Source organism: Xanthomonas sp. 10-10, from assembly GCF_040182365.1.
GTDB lineage: Bacteria > Pseudomonadota > Gammaproteobacteria > Xanthomonadales > Xanthomonadaceae > Xanthomonas > Xanthomonas arboricola_F.
The window spans coordinates 3,488,748-3,503,345 of sequence record NZ_CP144460.1 but is presented as its reverse complement, the minus strand read 5'-3'; the positions used below and the strand labels follow the sequence as shown (position 1 = coordinate 3,503,345).

The 14,598-nt window shown below is 65.4% G+C and carries 16 protein-coding genes; 6 read left to right on the top strand and 10 right to left on the bottom strand.

Features of this window, described 5'->3' with window-relative positions; all coding sequences use genetic code 11:
- The first annotated feature begins 71 nt into the window (after positions 1-71).
- Positions 72-1,346 (top strand): UDP-N-acetylglucosamine 1-carboxyvinyltransferase, encoded by a 1,275-nt coding sequence (murA, locus tag VZ068_RS14780; protein ID WP_259161408.1) that lies wholly within the window; start codon positions 72-74, stop codon positions 1,344-1,346.
- Positions 1,343-1,666 carry an EF-hand domain-containing protein gene (locus VZ068_RS14775; RefSeq protein ID WP_259151862.1) on the top strand — a complete coding sequence of 108 codons (324 nt, stop codon included), beginning with the start codon at positions 1,343-1,345 and terminating at the stop codon, positions 1,664-1,666. The genes murA and VZ068_RS14775 overlap by 4 nt, the downstream gene beginning before the upstream one ends.
- Before the next feature lie 494 nt (positions 1,667-2,160).
- Here the strand turns inward: VZ068_RS14775 and VZ068_RS14770 are convergent, their stop codons facing one another.
- The 6 genes from VZ068_RS14770 to purM all read right to left on the bottom strand — a co-directional run bounded on the left by VZ068_RS14770 (position 2,161) and on the right by purM (position 6,632).
- Complete coding sequence (locus tag VZ068_RS14770; protein WP_259151860.1) at positions 2,161-2,844, bottom strand: DUF3108 domain-containing protein; 684 nt, start codon at positions 2,842-2,844, stop codon at positions 2,161-2,163.
- Positions 2,845-2,846: 2 nt separating this feature from the next.
- The gene (locus tag VZ068_RS14765) at positions 2,847-3,668 is read right to left on the bottom strand and encodes a DUF3108 domain-containing protein (RefSeq protein WP_349655714.1); all 822 of its coding nucleotides are present in this window, start codon (positions 3,666-3,668) and stop codon (positions 2,847-2,849) included.
- A gap of 65 nt (positions 3,669-3,733) precedes the next feature.
- Positions 3,734-4,402 carry a phosphoribosylglycinamide formyltransferase gene (gene purN / locus VZ068_RS14760; protein ID WP_349655713.1) on the bottom strand — a complete coding sequence of 223 codons (669 nt, stop codon included), beginning with the start codon at positions 4,400-4,402 and terminating at the stop codon, positions 3,734-3,736.
- The gene (locus tag VZ068_RS14755; RefSeq protein WP_349657718.1) at positions 4,389-5,006 is read right to left on the bottom strand and encodes a DUF2238 domain-containing protein; all 618 of its coding nucleotides are present in this window, start codon (positions 5,004-5,006) and stop codon (positions 4,389-4,391) included. The genes purN and VZ068_RS14755 overlap by 14 nt, the downstream gene beginning before the upstream one ends.
- 22 nt (positions 5,007-5,028) lie before the next feature.
- Positions 5,029-5,487 (bottom strand): hypothetical protein, encoded by a 459-nt coding sequence (locus VZ068_RS14750; RefSeq protein ID WP_259161405.1) that lies wholly within the window; start codon positions 5,485-5,487, stop codon positions 5,029-5,031.
- An 11-nt stretch (positions 5,488-5,498) separates the two neighbouring features.
- A complete protein-coding gene (purM, locus tag VZ068_RS14745; protein ID WP_259161402.1) occupies positions 5,499-6,632 on the bottom strand; it encodes a phosphoribosylformylglycinamidine cyclo-ligase in 1,134 nt (377 codons plus the stop codon).
- Positions 6,633-6,654: 22 nt separating this feature from the next.
- Between purM and VZ068_RS14740 the strand changes: the two genes are divergently transcribed.
- Genes VZ068_RS14740 through hda form a run of 3 tightly spaced genes read left to right on the top strand, consistent with a single transcriptional unit; the run spans position 6,655 to position 9,643 of the window.
- Entirely contained in the window at positions 6,655-7,767 is a 1,113-nt protein-coding gene (locus VZ068_RS14740) for a DUF2066 domain-containing protein (RefSeq protein WP_259151855.1), read from the top strand.
- Complete coding sequence (locus VZ068_RS14735; RefSeq protein ID WP_349655712.1) at positions 7,764-8,936, top strand: AI-2E family transporter; 1,173 nt, start codon at positions 7,764-7,766, stop codon at positions 8,934-8,936. The genes VZ068_RS14740 and VZ068_RS14735 overlap by 4 nt, the downstream gene beginning before the upstream one ends.
- Entirely contained in the window at positions 8,933-9,643 is a 711-nt protein-coding gene (hda, locus tag VZ068_RS14730; protein WP_259151853.1) for a DnaA regulatory inactivator Hda, read from the top strand. Before VZ068_RS14735 ends, hda begins: the two co-directional genes overlap by 4 nt.
- 434 nt (positions 9,644-10,077) lie before the next feature.
- Here hda and murU read toward each other — a convergent pair whose 3' ends face one another.
- The 4 genes from murU to VZ068_RS14710 all read right to left on the bottom strand — a co-directional run bounded on the left by murU (position 10,078) and on the right by VZ068_RS14710 (position 13,931).
- Positions 10,078-10,788 (bottom strand): N-acetylmuramate alpha-1-phosphate uridylyltransferase MurU, encoded by a 711-nt coding sequence (gene murU / locus VZ068_RS14725; RefSeq protein WP_259151852.1) that lies wholly within the window; start codon positions 10,786-10,788, stop codon positions 10,078-10,080.
- Positions 10,785-11,804, bottom strand: coding sequence for a phosphotransferase (locus tag VZ068_RS14720; RefSeq protein WP_349655711.1), 1,020 nt, complete (start codon positions 11,802-11,804; stop codon positions 10,785-10,787). The genes murU and VZ068_RS14720 overlap by 4 nt, the downstream gene beginning before the upstream one ends.
- 46 nt (positions 11,805-11,850) lie before the next feature.
- The gene (locus VZ068_RS14715) at positions 11,851-12,123 is read right to left on the bottom strand and encodes a GlsB/YeaQ/YmgE family stress response membrane protein (RefSeq protein ID WP_005993264.1); all 273 of its coding nucleotides are present in this window, start codon (positions 12,121-12,123) and stop codon (positions 11,851-11,853) included.
- Positions 12,124-12,437: 314 nt separating this feature from the next.
- Positions 12,438-13,931 carry a M20 family metallopeptidase gene (locus VZ068_RS14710; RefSeq protein WP_349655710.1) on the bottom strand — a complete coding sequence of 498 codons (1,494 nt, stop codon included), beginning with the start codon at positions 13,929-13,931 and terminating at the stop codon, positions 12,438-12,440.
- Positions 13,932-14,088: 157 nt separating this feature from the next.
- On the opposite strand from VZ068_RS14710, the gene VZ068_RS14705 reads away from it, so the two are divergent.
- A complete protein-coding gene (locus VZ068_RS14705) occupies positions 14,089-14,463 on the top strand; it encodes a helix-hairpin-helix domain-containing protein (RefSeq protein ID WP_006452365.1) in 375 nt (124 codons plus the stop codon).
- Positions 14,464-14,598: the final 135 nt, after the last annotated feature.

The following is a 14,598-nucleotide window of genomic DNA, read 5'->3' as shown; positions in this document are numbered from 1 at the left end:
GCACTACGGTCGATACGTCCCTCACTTCATTCCCCCGACATCCCTTCTACTTTCGGATTTCTCAGATTCCCATGGCAAAAATCGTAGTGACCGGCGGCCAAGCGCTGCACGGCGAAGTCAATATCTCCGGCGCCAAGAACGCAGTGCTGCCGATCCTGTGCGCCACCTTGCTGGCCGATGCGCCGGTTGAAATCAGCAACGTGCCGCACCTGCACGATGTGATCACCACGGTGAAGCTGCTCAGCGAGCTGGGCGCCGAGGTCACCATCGACGAAGGCACCCTGGCCAAGGGCCGCTCGATCCTGGTCGACCCGCGCTCGGTGACCCACCAGGTCGCGCCCTACGAGCTGGTCAAGACCATGCGCGCCTCGATCCTGGTACTGGGCCCGCTGCTGGCGCGCTACGGCACCGCCGAAGTGTCGCTGCCCGGCGGCTGCGCGATCGGCTCGCGCCCGGTCGACCAGCACATCAAGGGCCTGCAGGCATTGGGTGCAGAGATCAGCGTGGAAAACGGCTACATCAAGGCCACCAGCAACGGCCGCCTGAAGGGCGGGCGCTACGTGTTCGACATGGTCAGCGTTACCGGCACCGAGAACGTACTGATGGCCGCCGTGCTGGCCGAAGGCACCACAGTGCTGGAAAACGCGGCGATGGAGCCGGAGGTCACCGACCTGGCCGACTGCCTGATCGCGCTCGGTGCGCAGATCGAAGGCGCCGGCACGCCGCGCATCGTGGTGCAGGGCGTGCAGCGTCTGGGCGGCGGGCACCATGCGGTGCTGCCGGATCGTATCGAAACCGGCACCTTCCTGGTCGCCGCGGCCATGACCGGCGGCAGCGTCACCGTGCGCCGCGCGCGCCCGGACACCCTGGATGCGGTGCTGGACAAGCTCACCGAGGCGGGTGCCACCATTACCACCACCGCCGACAGCGTCACCTTGGACATGCATGGCAAGCGCCCGCGCGCGGTCAACCTGACCACCGCGCCATACCCGGCGTTTCCCACCGACATGCAGGCGCAATTCATGGCGCTCAACTGCGTGGCTGATGGCGTGGGCGTGATCAACGAAACGATCTTCGAAAACCGCTTCATGCACGTCAATGAGCTGTTGCGGCTGGGCGCGGACATCCAGGTCGAAGGCCACACCGCCATCGTGCGCGGTGCCGAGCGTCTCAGCGGCGCGCCGGTGATGGCGACCGATCTGCGCGCCTCGGCCTCGTTGATCCTGGCCGGGCTGGTCGCCGACGGCGACACCACCATCGATCGCATCTACCACCTGGACCGTGGCTACGAAAACATCGAGGAGAAGCTGGGGGCGCTGGGCGCGACCATCCGGCGCACCGCATGATCCTGCGCGGACGCTTCACCACCCGTCGCAAGATCCTGCTGGGCGTGATCGTGCTGATCCTGGCGTGGCTGGCCTACGCCTGGTCGGTCGGCATGGCGATCACCCAGGGCGTCGAGTTCAAGGACATGGACTGGAACGGCGACGGCACCGCCAGCCGCGACGAGATCGCGCAGTCGTTCTATGCGGTGGCAGTGAAAAAGACCGTCGAAGGCAAGCGCCACTGCGATCTGTTCTATTGGCGCAGCAACGACGAGCAGATCCGCGTGGACTGCCGTACGGTGTTCAGCACCGGCGACGACAAGGCCGCAGCAAAGCCCTGAGGCGTGATGGGTTGGTGCGGATGGATCAGTCGGAGAGCGGCTGATCTGCGGCCTGGTTGCAGGGCCCTTGCCCGCCCACCATCCCGGGACACGCTGCAAGTACGTCCCTGTAAGCTCTTACGCGGCATCCATGCCGCGTAAGGTCCCGTGACGGTAGGCAGGCAAGGACCGGTCGAGATGGTCGGTGTGCATGGTAAGAGCAGGCACCGTGCCCTGCAGTTCTGACAAGCAAGCGTCCGCTAATCTCCTAACCCGAGCCGATCAACACGCAAGCCGATCAACGGACAAGCTTTTAAGCGAACAACCGACCAATCGTCTGGTGCGGTGTCCTCGTCGATCGCGGGACCGTGTGGCGGCATGGATGCCGCCACCGAGCCTACAGGGATGTACTTGCGGCGTGTCCCGCGAGCGGCGAGGGCACCGCGCCCTCGACCCACTGGCTCCTCCAAAGCCTTGCGCCTTGGCGCGCTCTTAAAATGGCAGCTGCATCTCGCTCAGCGCAGCCCCTTGATGGTCAGATCCAGCGCATCCTGGCCTTTTTCCTTCTGCAGCAGGCGCGCCGGCACCGGCAGGTCCTTGACCACCCAGGCGATCAATTCCTTGTCGCCATCCACGCGCGAGACCTTGGTGGCCTGCTCCTGCTTGCCGTTGACAGTGATGGTTTCCTTGCCGACCACCTTGTAGCTCATCGGCTTGATGCGGCCTTCGTCCACCATGCGGTAGTTGAGCGGCTTGCCGGCAGCCAGATCGCGGGTGATCGCCAGGTTGATCAGCAACGCATCCATGTCACCGGGCTGCAATTTCACCGGGCCACGGCGGTCCGGCTTGATATCGCCGCCCCAGGTCGCCTGGCTGGTTTTCCAGTCGTAATTGGCGGTGACGTTGCGGCGCTTGACCATCATCGAAGAGCTATCGTTGCTGCTGACCGGGCGCAGCTGGCCATTGGCTTCCTCGAACACCGTGCTCTGGGTCAGGTTGGCCAACTGGTTCTGGATGGTCAGCGTGTAGCGCCATTGGTTGGCGCCGGCCGCGGCCAGGGTCATGGTGCCGTTGGCCTGCATGCCCATGTAATTGGCGGAGTAATCAGCCTGGAACGGCTGCACGGCCAACGCCGGCAGGCTGGCCACGGCCAGTGCGGCGGCGGCGATCAAGGCGCTGGTGCGGGAGAGGGTTTTCATGGTCAGACTCCTTGGTATTCGACCAGGCGGAGATCGACCTGATCCTCACCTTTGTCACGTTGCAGGATGCGCACCGGGGTCGGAACTCCGTTGGCGATCCAGAGGATGGTTTCGTTGTCGCCGCTGTTGACGCGGTACACGCGCAACGCGTCGTAGCTCAGGTCGCCGACCTGCACCACCTCGGTGGCATCGGCGGCCTTGTAATCGTATTTGCGCACCCGGCCCACATCGACATAGCGGTAGCTCAGGCTGCGGCCCGGCTGCGCGTCGCGCATCAGCGACAGATTCAGCGACAGCGCGCTTTGATCGCCGTGTTGCAGCGGGATGGGTTGCTGACGCTCTTCCTTCAGGTCGCCGTCCCATTGCGCGGTGCCGGCTTGCCAGTTGTAGACGCCGGTGACCTTCTTGCCGAAGAACATCGCCTTGCGCACGGTGCTCTGGCTCAACGGCACATAGGTGTCGCCATCGACGCGAAACACCGTGCTCTGTTCCAGGTTCAAGCCCAGGATGCTGGCGAAGCCCTTGCGGCCGCGCACCGACATGTCGATCCGCCACTGGCTTGCGTCGCCGTGGCTGACCTGCATGGTGGCATCGCCGGCCTCCTTGCCACGGTAGAACGCCTGGTAGGTCGCCACAAAAGGCTCCAGCGGCGGCGGCGTCCAGGTGCTAGCGGGCAGTGCGGCTGCAGCCGCAGGGGCGACAGGGGCAGCAGGCGTCTGAGGCGTGGCCATCGGGGGCGCGGCTGCCTGGTGCGCACGGCTCGGGCTGGCCTGGCAGAGCAGGGCCGTGGTCAACAGCGCGGCGGCGATCGGGAGGGCTTTCATGCGCTGGAGTTGAGGCACGGGGCCACAAGGATGTCCGAGACAGGATGAGGAGGGCGTATCCGCATTCAGGCGAGTGCGGTGCCAGCGGACTCTAGTCGCAGTGGCGTAAACAGGCACTGACCGTCCACATGCACCGCATCGCCGTCCACCTGGAGGCGCCCGCTGGCCAGCAGGTCCAGCGTGGCGAGCAGCAGCAGGTGCTCGCGCGCCAGCACGCGGGCGGCCAGTTGCTCGGCGCTGTCGCCCGCAAGCACCGGCACGCGGGCCTGCGCGATCACGTTGCCGGCATCCAGTTCCGGCACCACCAGATGCACGCTGGCGCCGTGCTCGGTGTCGCCGGCCTCCAGCGCGCGCGCATGGGTGTGCAATCCGCGGTACTTGGGCAGCAGCGACGGGTGGATATTGAGCATGCGGCCAGCGAAGCGTCGCACCAACGGCTCGCCCAGGATGCGCATGTAGCCGGCGCAGATGACCCAGTCCGGTTGCACGGCGGCGATGGCATCGCCCAGCGCGGCGTCAAAGGCGTCGCGGTCGGCAAAGTCGCGTGGACTGGCGCTCCAGCGGTGCGCCGCGTCCACCTTGTGCAGTGCCGGCGCCTGCGGGCGATCGGAAAATACCCCGACCACCTCCGCGTGCAGGCGCCCGCTGTCGATTGCGTCAAGGATGGCCTGCAGATTGCTGCCGCGGCCGGAGGCCAGCACGGCCAGGCGCAGGCGCGGTTCAGTCGCGTGCATTGAACAATGTCCTCACCACGGGGTAGGCAGCCAGGCTGCCGAGGGTTGCCAGCAGCATGTCGGTATGCGCGTCCCAGGGGTCGCCCTGCTGGCCGTTATAGGCTTCGGCGGCCTGTGGTGACAGCAGCAGCGCAATGCCCCACTCGAACCACTCGTAGACCAGGCTGACGCACATGATGCTCATCACCGTCAGCGCGAAGATCTGCCGCAGCGTCAGGCGGGGCCATAGCCGTAGCGCCAGTTGCGCAATGGCCGGCGTGAAACACAGCCCGAACAGCAGATGGATCAGCCGGTCGAAATGATTGCGTGTCCAGCCGAACGTCGCGCTGGGCGACCAGTGCAGCAGCTGCATGCTCCATTGCTCGTAAGGCACGTTGGAATACAGCCAGCGCGCGCCGACGCAGTGCAAGGCGATAAACACGCAGATTGCCACGAACGCGGCGTTTTCCAGTGGCCAGCGACGATCGGCCCACACTAGCGCGAACAACCCGAGCACCGTCAGTGAGCTGTGCAAGGCCTGTTCGACCGGCCACAGCGGCGCGATCCAGCTCGCCAGGAACACTGCGATGGTGACGATCAACGCAGCCGATTTGGCGCGGCGCAGGGCCCTGATGATCACGTATCCCTCAGGCGGCGCTTGCGGCAGGGCCGAACAGTGCCTTGACCTGAGGGCGCAGCAAGGTGACCAGCGTAAACACGCCAAGCACGGTGCCGAATGGCATGAAGGAGCACGAAATGCCGGCCACGATCAGGCACAGCAGATGCCGCCTGCGCTGTGCGATGCAGCGGCCGGCATACGCCATGAAGCCCGCCAACGTCAGCCCGCCGGTGATGAGTGCGGCCGCGAACACCACGAAGATCCAGCCGAACATCCGCATCTGGTCCGGTGCCGCTTCGCCATTGCTGCCGTTCATCGGTAACTGTCCGGTGACGATGGCCAGCCCCATGAACAGGTGGATCAGCGGAAACAGCGAAAACAGCCCGGTGATGCCGGCCAGCACGTAATGGAAGGTCGACAGCAGCTTGAGGTGCTGCAGGTCATTGGCGCTGGCCGGCGTCGGCAGGGCAGGTGGGGAAGCGTCCATGCAGTCCTCGATCAGCCGATGCGTACGCGTTCGTCGCCGTGTGCGGCGACCACCTGGCCAATGCGCCAATGCGCCAGCGATTGCGCGTCCAGCGCCTGTTCCAGCGTGGCTGCCTGCTCAGGCGATGCGATCAGCACAAAGCCGATGCCGCAGTTGAAGGTGCGCCACATTTCGGCATCGGCCACCGCGCCTTCGCGCTGCAGCCAGGCAAACACCGGCGGCAAGGTCCAGGCCTTGGCATCGATGTCCAGGCCCAGGCCGTCGGGAATCACCCGGATGATGTTTTCGGTGAGCCCGCCACCGGTGATGTGGGCCATGGCATGGATCGCTTCGCCGTGCGACTTGAGCAGCGCCAGCACCGGCTTGACGTACAGCGCGGTCGGCGCCATCAGCGCGTCGATCAGTCGGGTGCCATCGTCCAGCACATGTTCGGCCGGTGCGCCGGCACGTTCGTAAATCTTGCGGATCAGCGAGTAGCCATTGGAATGCGGGCCCGAGGACGCAATGCCAAGCAGCACATCGCCCTCGCGCACCTGCGCGCCGTCGAGCAGCTGCGACTTTTCTACCGCACCCACGGTAAAGCCGGCCAGGTCGTACTCGCCCGGCGGGTACATGTCGGGCATTTCGGCGGTTTCACCGCCGATCAGCGCGCAACCGGACAGCTCGCAGCCGCGCGCGATGCCGCCGACCACCGCTGCAGCGGTATCCACGTCCAGCTTGCCGGTGGCGAAATAATCCAGGAAGAACAAGGGCTCGGCGCCCTGCACCAGCACGTCGTTGACGCACATACCGACCAGGTCGATGCCGATGGTGTCGTGGCGACCCAACTGCTGGGCCAGCTTGAGCTTGGTGCCCACGCCGTCGGTGCCGGAGACCAGCACCGGCTCCTTGTACTTGCCCGACAGGTCGAACAGCGCGCCAAAGCCGCCCAGGCCACCCATCACCTCCGGCCGGAAGCTGCGCTTGACCAACGGCTTGATGCGTTCGACCAGGGCATTGCCGGCATCGATGTCGACACCCGCGTCGCGGTAGGTCATGGGCGAGGGAGTGGAAGGCGTTGGGCTGGTCACGGGCGTGGGTGGCTCGGCAGTAAAGGCGGCGATTTTAACAGCCACGTTGGCGCTAGCGCCCCATTCGGGCAACAATTCACCTGGATACGCTTACGCCATGGAACCGTCGATGCGCCGCAGTCTCGCTTTCTTTCTCGCCCTCGTGGTCGCCATGCCTGTGGTTCCGGCCCTTGCGCAGGCCGACCTGCGCACCGAAGGCGACGTCGCCAAGGCGCAAAGTGCCTACGATGCCGAAGTGCCGGTCAATAGCCAGGGCGAATCCGATCGCCCCGGTGCCCTGGCGCGCGCCTTGGGCGCGGTGCTGGGCAAGGTCTCCGGCGATCGCTCGGTGATGAGCCGCCCCGGCGTGCCGCAGGCGCTGCGCAATGCGCCTAACTACGTCGAACACTACGACTACCGCCAGGATCAGGGCACCTCGCGTACAGGTGCGCCTACCTTTCGTACCACCCTGGTCGCGCGTTTTCGCCAGTCCGATGTGGATGGCTTGATCGCTGCCCTCGGTTTGCCGGTGTGGCCGCTGCCGCGCCCCAAGCCGGTGCTGTGGCTGGCCATCGATGATGGCAGCGGCCCACGGCTGGTAGGTGTCGCCCAGGCCAATGCCGCACGCAGCGTGCTGGACCGTGCGATCGAGCGCGGGTACCGGCTCGGCCTGCCGGGCGGTGCGGCGGCCGAGCAGGCGCTGGCCGGTGCGATCTGGCGCAAGGACACCGCCGCGGTGTCGCGCGCGTCGGCCAAATACAGCCCGCCGATGCAGCTGATCGGCAAGCTCTACCGCAATGCGGCCGGCTGGACCGCCGACTGGGTGTTCGTGGACAACGGCAATGTGCTGTCCAGTTGGACCAGCAGCGACGGCGACGCGCGCCGCGCGATGGCTGCCGGTGCCGATGGCGCTGCCGATGCCTTGGTCAAGCGCTACGCCAAGCGCGTGGACTCGGGCGTGCCGGGCGTGTATCGCGCAGTGATCACCGGCATCCACAGCGCCGACGATTACCTGCGGGTTGCCGCTGCGCTGCAGGGCGTGTCGGTAGTGCGCAGCATTCGCCCGGTCAGCGCCAACGGCGACCGCATGGAAGTGGATCTGGAACTGCTCACGGGCATTTCCGGCCTCAACCGTATGCTCGGCGACAACAGCCCGCTGGTCTCGGTGTCGGTACCGACCGAGGGTCCGATCATTCTCGAAAACGAGCACGCCGAGTACCGCCTGAAATGACCTTGACTCCCGAAGCCGAAATCGCCCTGTTCCTGCGCCGCCTCAAATGGGTGGCGGTGATTGTCGGCGTGTTGTGGGTGGTATCGCTGCTATCCCCGATCCTGACGCCGTTCGTGCTGGCGTTGTTGCTGGCCTGGCTGGGCGACCCGCTGGTGGACCGCATCGAACGTGCCGGTCGCTCGCGCAACATGGCGGTGTCGCTGGTGTTCGTGCTGGCACTGCTGTTGTTCGTGCTGGCGCTGATGATTCTGGTGCCGATGATCGAGCGCCAGATCATGACCCTGATCGACGCCTTGCCGCAGATGCGCACCTGGGCGATCAGTACCGCCATTCCATGGCTGGAAGCCAAGACCGGCGTGGAGCTGATGGGCTGGCTGGACCCTGAGCGCCTGATCGACTGGATCCGCAGCCATTGGGAACAAGCCGGCGGCGCTGCCAAGACCTTCTTCGGCTACGTGCAGCGCTCGGGCTTTGCGATGGTGACCTGGGTGATCAACCTGGCGCTGCTGCCGATTCTGGCGTTCTACTTCCTGCGCGACTGGGACCGGCTGGTCGAGCGTGTGGCGGCGGTCATCCCGCGCGCCTATATCGGCACCGTGAGCCGGCTGGCGCTGGAATCCAATGACGTGCTCGGCGGCTTCATCCGCGGCCAGTTCCTGGTGATGCTGGCGCTGGGCGCGATCTACGCCACCGGCCTTTCGATCATCGGACTCAACCTGGGTTTGTTGATCGGCATCATCGCCGGCTTCATCAGCTTCATTCCGTATCTGGGCGCAACCACCGGCATTGTGCTGGCACTGCTGGCGGCGGTCGTGCAGGCGCAGGGGCTGGATCTGAAGCTGCTGATCGGCGTGGGCGTCGTGTTCACCGTCGGCCAGTTGCTGGAAAGCTACGTGCTGACACCGCGCATCGTGGGCGACAAGATCGGCCTGCATCCGGTGGCGGTGATCTTTGCGGTGATGGCCGGCGGCCAGCTGTTCGGCTTTCTCGGCATGCTGCTGGCGTTGCCGGTGGCAGCGGTGGCCAACGTGCTGCTGCGGTATGCGCATGAGCAGTACACCCGCAGCGACCTGTATGCCGGCGAGCGCGCGGGCATCGTGCTGCAGTCCAGCACCGCCGAGCGCAGCGTCATCATCGTCGACCCGACCAAGGACGCAGATCGGTCGTGAGCGTGCCGCAGTTGCCATTGGCGTTGCGCGCGCCATCCGACCAGCGTTTCGATAGCTACATCGCCGCGCCCGAGGGCCTGCTTGCGCAGCTGCAGGCCCTGGCGGCCGGGCAGGTGAGCGATTGGCTTTATCTTGCCGGCCCCGCCGGCACCGGCAAGACGCATCTGGCGCTGGCGGTGTGCGCGGCGGCCGAGCAGGCCGGGCGCGCAACCGCGTATCTGCCGCTGCATGCAGCAGCCGGCCGCCTGCGCGATGCGCTCGAAGCATTGGAGGGGCGCAGCCTGGTTGCACTGGATGGCGTGGACAGCATCGCCGGCCAGCGCGACGACGAAGTGGCGCTGTTCGATTTCCATAATCGCGCACGCGCCGCCGGCATCAGCTTGCTCTACACCGCACGGCAGATGCCCGATGGCCTGGCGTTGGTGCTGCCGGATCTGCGTTCGCGGTTGTCGCAATGCGTCCGGATCGGACTGCCGGTACCTGACGACGCGGCGCGCGCGGCCGTGCTGCGCGACCGTGCGCAGCGGCGTGGGCTGGCGCTGGACGATGCAGCGATCGACTGGTTGCTGACGCATAGCGAGCGCGAACTTGCCACGTTGGTGGCCTTGCTGGATCGGCTGGATCGCGAATCGCTGGCGGCCAAGCGCCGCATCACCGTGCCGTTCCTGCGGCGGGTGCTGGAGGATCGCGGCTCTTCGATCAGCTGACGGAAGTACGACGCTCAGCGCAAGGTAGGCGCGGGTTGCTTCGCACTTCGCTTCAGCACATCTAAATCAGTGTCCAGGCACTTGAGGCACTACACCTGAAAGCTTGTAGTACGGCTGATCTGCGGGCTGGTTGCAGGGCCCTTGCCCGCCCACCATCGCGGGACACGCCGCAAGTACGTACATGTAGGCTCCGGCGCGGCATCCATGCCGCTCAGGGTCCCGCGACGGTGAGCGGGCAAGCACCAGTCACGTTGGTTGGTGCGCATGGTCTGCGTTGTGTCTCGCGGGCGCCTGCAATGCAGATAGATCGGTTGCGGAGCGGCTGATCTGCGGCTTGGCTGCAAGGGCGATCGAGATGGTCGGTGTGCGTGGTGCAAGCAATGCACGATGCGCGGCTGGCTGGCTGGCTGGCTGGTTGCGGCGCTTGGTTGCGATCAGCCGCCGTCGCGCAGCAATTGCGCATCCAGCTCCGCCAATCGCTGCGGCGTGCCGACATCGGTCCAGCGCCCGGCATGGTGGATGCCATCGATCAGCCCTGCCGCCATTTGCGCGCGCAGGATCGGCGCCAATGCAAACCGCGGCGCCGCGCCGGTCTGCTCTGGCAAGTGGCCAATCACCGATTGCCAGTCGTGCAGCAGCGCCGGTCGATACATGCCGATGCCGGAATAGGTAAGCGTTGCGGGCAAATCTGCATGTACCTTGCCATCGGCGTCCAGCGCAAAGTCTGCGCGCTCCGCATACGCGGGGCGATCGACCAGCACCAACTGCGCCAGTCCTTCGGGTGCATGCGACAGGCGGGCAAAGTCGAAATCGGTCCAGATATCGCCATTGACCAACAGGAATGGGGCGTCGCCCAGCAACGGCAACGCATGCAGCATGCCACCGCCGGTTTCCAGCGGAGTGGCGCCCTCGAAGGAATACGTCAGACGCAGACCGAATGCGCTGCCGTCTCCCAGCGTTTGCGGAAACTGCTCGGCCAGCCATGAAGTGTTGATCACCACCTCGTCCACGCCCAACGCCGCCAGCTTGCGCAGATGCCAGACGATCAATGGCGTGCCGCCGACCGACAGCAAGGGCTTTGGCATGTGTTCGGTCAGCGGGCGCATGCGCTCGCCAAAGCCTGCTGCAAAAATCAGCGCCTTCATGCGTCTGCCTTCGCTGCCCGTGCTGCCAGTGCGGGTTTGACTACTTCGTCCAGCAGCGCGATCAGCGGAGCCAGCTCGGCGTAGCGCGGCAGTACTTCGTCCAGATATGCGATGAAGCGCGGCACGTTGTCCAGATACCAATGCTTGCCGTCGCGATGGCTCAGGCGCGAAAAAATACCCAGGTTTTTCAGGTGTCGCTGCACGCCCATCCAGTCCGCGTCGCGCAGAAATTGCTGCAGCGGCGGCACCGGCAAGCCGGCCGCCTCCGCACGTGCGTGATAGCGCGCCAGCCAACCGTCGACGCGTGCGATCGGCCAACTGACCGAGGTGTCCTTGAACAGGCTGATCGGGTCGTAGGCGATCGGCCCGATCACGCAATCCTGGAAGTCCAGGACTGCCGGGCCATCGGGCACCGGCATCAGATTGCGCGGCATGAAGTCGCGATGGGTGAACACGCGGGGCTGCGCCAGTGCGTTGTCCATCAAACGCCGTTGCACCAGTTGCAACTGCTCGCCCTGCCTGCAGTCCAGCTGCACGCCAAGATGGCGGCCCAGGAACCATTCTTCGAACAGGCCGGCATCGCGTTGCAGCAACGCTTCACCGAACACGCCGCTGTCGGCGGGCGGCGGGATCTGTTGCAGCAACAGCAATTGCGCGATTGCGCCATCCAGCAGGGCGTCGGCATTGGCGTCGGTCAGCACCTGCGCCAGCGTCGGTACGCCCAGGTCTTCCAATAGCAGCAAGCCGATCTGCAGGTCCTGTGCCAGCACGTGCGGCACGCGGACTCCGTGCTCGCCCAACAGGGCGTGCATGCGCAACCATGGGGCCACGTTTTCAAGCTCCGGTGGCGCATCCATCAGGATGCGATCGGTGCCGCGCCCCTGCGTACGCCAGTAACTGCGAAAGCCGGCGTCGACCGACGCGCGTTGCAACGTGGCAGATGGATCATCCAGCGCGCGTCGCGCCCATTGCAGGCGCAGCGCGTCGCGCGCAGGGTCAGAGGGCGATACCGTCATGTGTCGTGGTTGCATCAGGGAGTAGAGGGCAAAGCGCGTCTTGCGGTCAGCGTTTGCTGCCGCTGAACAAGCGCAGCAGTGCAAGGATGGCGATGGCGCCGAGCAATGCGCCGAGGAAGCCGGCAGGCTCGCCGGCGTGATACCAGCCCATGTAGCGGCCAAACCAGCTCGCCACCACCGCTCCAGCGATGCCCAGCACGATGGTCAGCAGGCAACCCAGGCGCTGCGTGCCCGGCGTGATGAAACGCGCCAGTAGCCCGACCACAAATCCCACCAGCAGAATGTAGAGCCAGCTGTCGCTACCAAACAAGGTGTTCATCGCAGCACCGAAGGCGAAAGGGATCGGCAGACTAGCATTTCGGATGTCGGCGACCTGCGCCGCAAGCGCAGTGCGGGCGACGCTGATGGGATGCCTTCAGCAAGGGCTTTCGCAGTGCCGCAGCAGCGGCGCGCCACAGTGCCGGTGCAGGTATCGGCATTCAACCGGATGCTCGATCCCCAGCTCCGGGTCCTGGCGGGCCGGGAGCTGGGTGAGGGGCCGCTGCCCCCTCGCCGATGCTGCCTGGTTCGATGCGATTGCAATTCCAGGCCTGACGTCAGCGCACGCGCTCGGCCCGCGGCGGCCTCACGGCCTCAACAGCAACCATGTCCACCATGACGGGTGCCGCTGTCGGCCGCCACCGGCGAGCCGCTGGTTTCGCCGCGCAGGCAGGCCGCGTGATGCTCGGCGATCACCTTCGACACGCAGGCAGTGACGCGCTTGCCCATCGGGATGTGCAGGAACTCGTTCGGGCCATGCGCATTGGAATGCGGCCCCAGCACGCCGGTAATCATGAACTGTGCGCCCGGGAACTTTTCGCCCAGCATGCCCATGAACGGAATCGAGCCGCCTTCGCCCATGTACATCGCCGGCTTGTCGAAGAACGCCTGGCTTGCATCGTCGATGGCCTTTTCCAGCCAAGGCGCCATGGCCGGGGCATTCCAGCCGGACGAGGCCTTTTCCAGTTCCAGCGTGACCTGCGCGCCATTCGGAGGGTCGCGCAGCAAGGCCTGCTTGAGCAGCTCGCCGCAGGCCTTTCCGTCGGCGGTCGGCGGCAGCCGCAGCGACAGCTTCACCGCCGTTTGCGGACGCAACACATTGCCGGCCGAAGCCAGCGGCGGCATGCCGTCCACACCGGTGATCGACAGCGCCGGGCGCCAGGTCCGGTTCAAGACCAGCTCGGTGAGGTCCTCATGCATCGGCACCAGGCCATCGACCATCGGGAACTTGTCGAAGATGGCGGTATCCAGCGTTGTTGCCGCGGCCTTGGCCTGGGTCAGTCGCTCCTCCGGCACCTCCACGTGCAGCCCCTCCAGCAGAATGCGGCCCGTGGCCTCGTCTTCGATGCGAGAAAGCAATTGCCGCAGCAGCCGGAAGCTGGACGGCACCACGCCAGAGGCATCGCCCGAATGCACGCCTTCCTCCAGCACCTTCACGCTGAGGTTGCCACCGGTCAGCCCGCGCAGCGAGGTGGTGCACCACAGCTGCTCGTAATTGCCGCAGCCCGAGTCCAGGCACACCACCAGCGACGGCTTGCCGATGCGCTCGGCCAGATGATCCACATACGCGGGCAGATCGTAGCTACCGGATTCCTCGCAGGCTTCGATCAGCACCACGCAACGCGCGTGCGGCAGACCCTGGGTGCGCAGCGCCAGAATCGCAGCCAGAGAACCGAAGATCGCGTAACCGTCGTCGGCGCCGCCGCGGCCATACAACTTGTCGTCGCGCAGCACCGGCTCCCAGGGGCCCAGGTCGGCGTCCCAACCCGTCATCTCCGGCTGCTTGTCCAGATGGCCATACAGCAACACGGTGTCGTCGCCGGACTCCGGACCCGTGGCAGGGATCTCGATGAAGATCAGCGGCGTACGGCCGTCCAGGCGCACCACCTCTACCTGCATGCCATTGATGGCCTGCGCACGCGCCCAGGTTTCCATCAGCGTCACGGCCTGCTCCATATAGCCGTGGGCCACCCAATCGGCGTCGAACATCGGCGATTTATTGGGGATACGGATGTAATCGACCAGCTGCGGGACGATCTCCCGGTCCCAGGTATCGCTGATGAATTGGTCGATCTTGGCGCTGTCCATGAAGGCTCCGAATGCGTGACGTAATGGCACATTCTACGCCCGAGGCCAGGGGTAGGGATTTCCCTACAAGGCGGCGCGCAGTTCACCGGCTGTGTGAAAAGTTCGTTGGCGATAGGATTGCTGCATGTGGCGCGGGACACTGGCTCCGCCGGCAGGAATGCTGGCTAGGACCATCACCCAAGCCACAAGGAGCGTTGCAATGAAGTCATTTACCGTAGTCCTGAAGTCCCTGCTACTGGCGTTGTTGTTGTCCTCGAATGCGTACGCGCTCGACAAGGTCGATATCAACACCGCGTCTGCTGAGGAATTGGACAAGGTGCTGACGAATGTCGGGCGATCAAAAGCCGAGGCAATCGTCGAGCACCGTCAGGCAAACGGTCCCTTCAAAAGTGCCGAGGAACTGGCACTGGTCAAGGGCATCGGACTCAAGACGGTCGAACGGAATCGAGACCTGATCGAAGTAGGAGCCACGATGGCTCCCGCCAAGAAGGCTGCCAAGGGGGCGGCGGTGAAACCGGTGGGACGGCGTTAAGGGGAAGGGATCCGAGATACGGTTCGACGCGAGGATGCGTGGCCGCAACCTAACTGGACAGGATGTCCGGGGGATGGCTGGAAGCCGACAAGGACGTGGAATCGCCCGGTGTTGCACTTGGATGTGCAGCCGGGC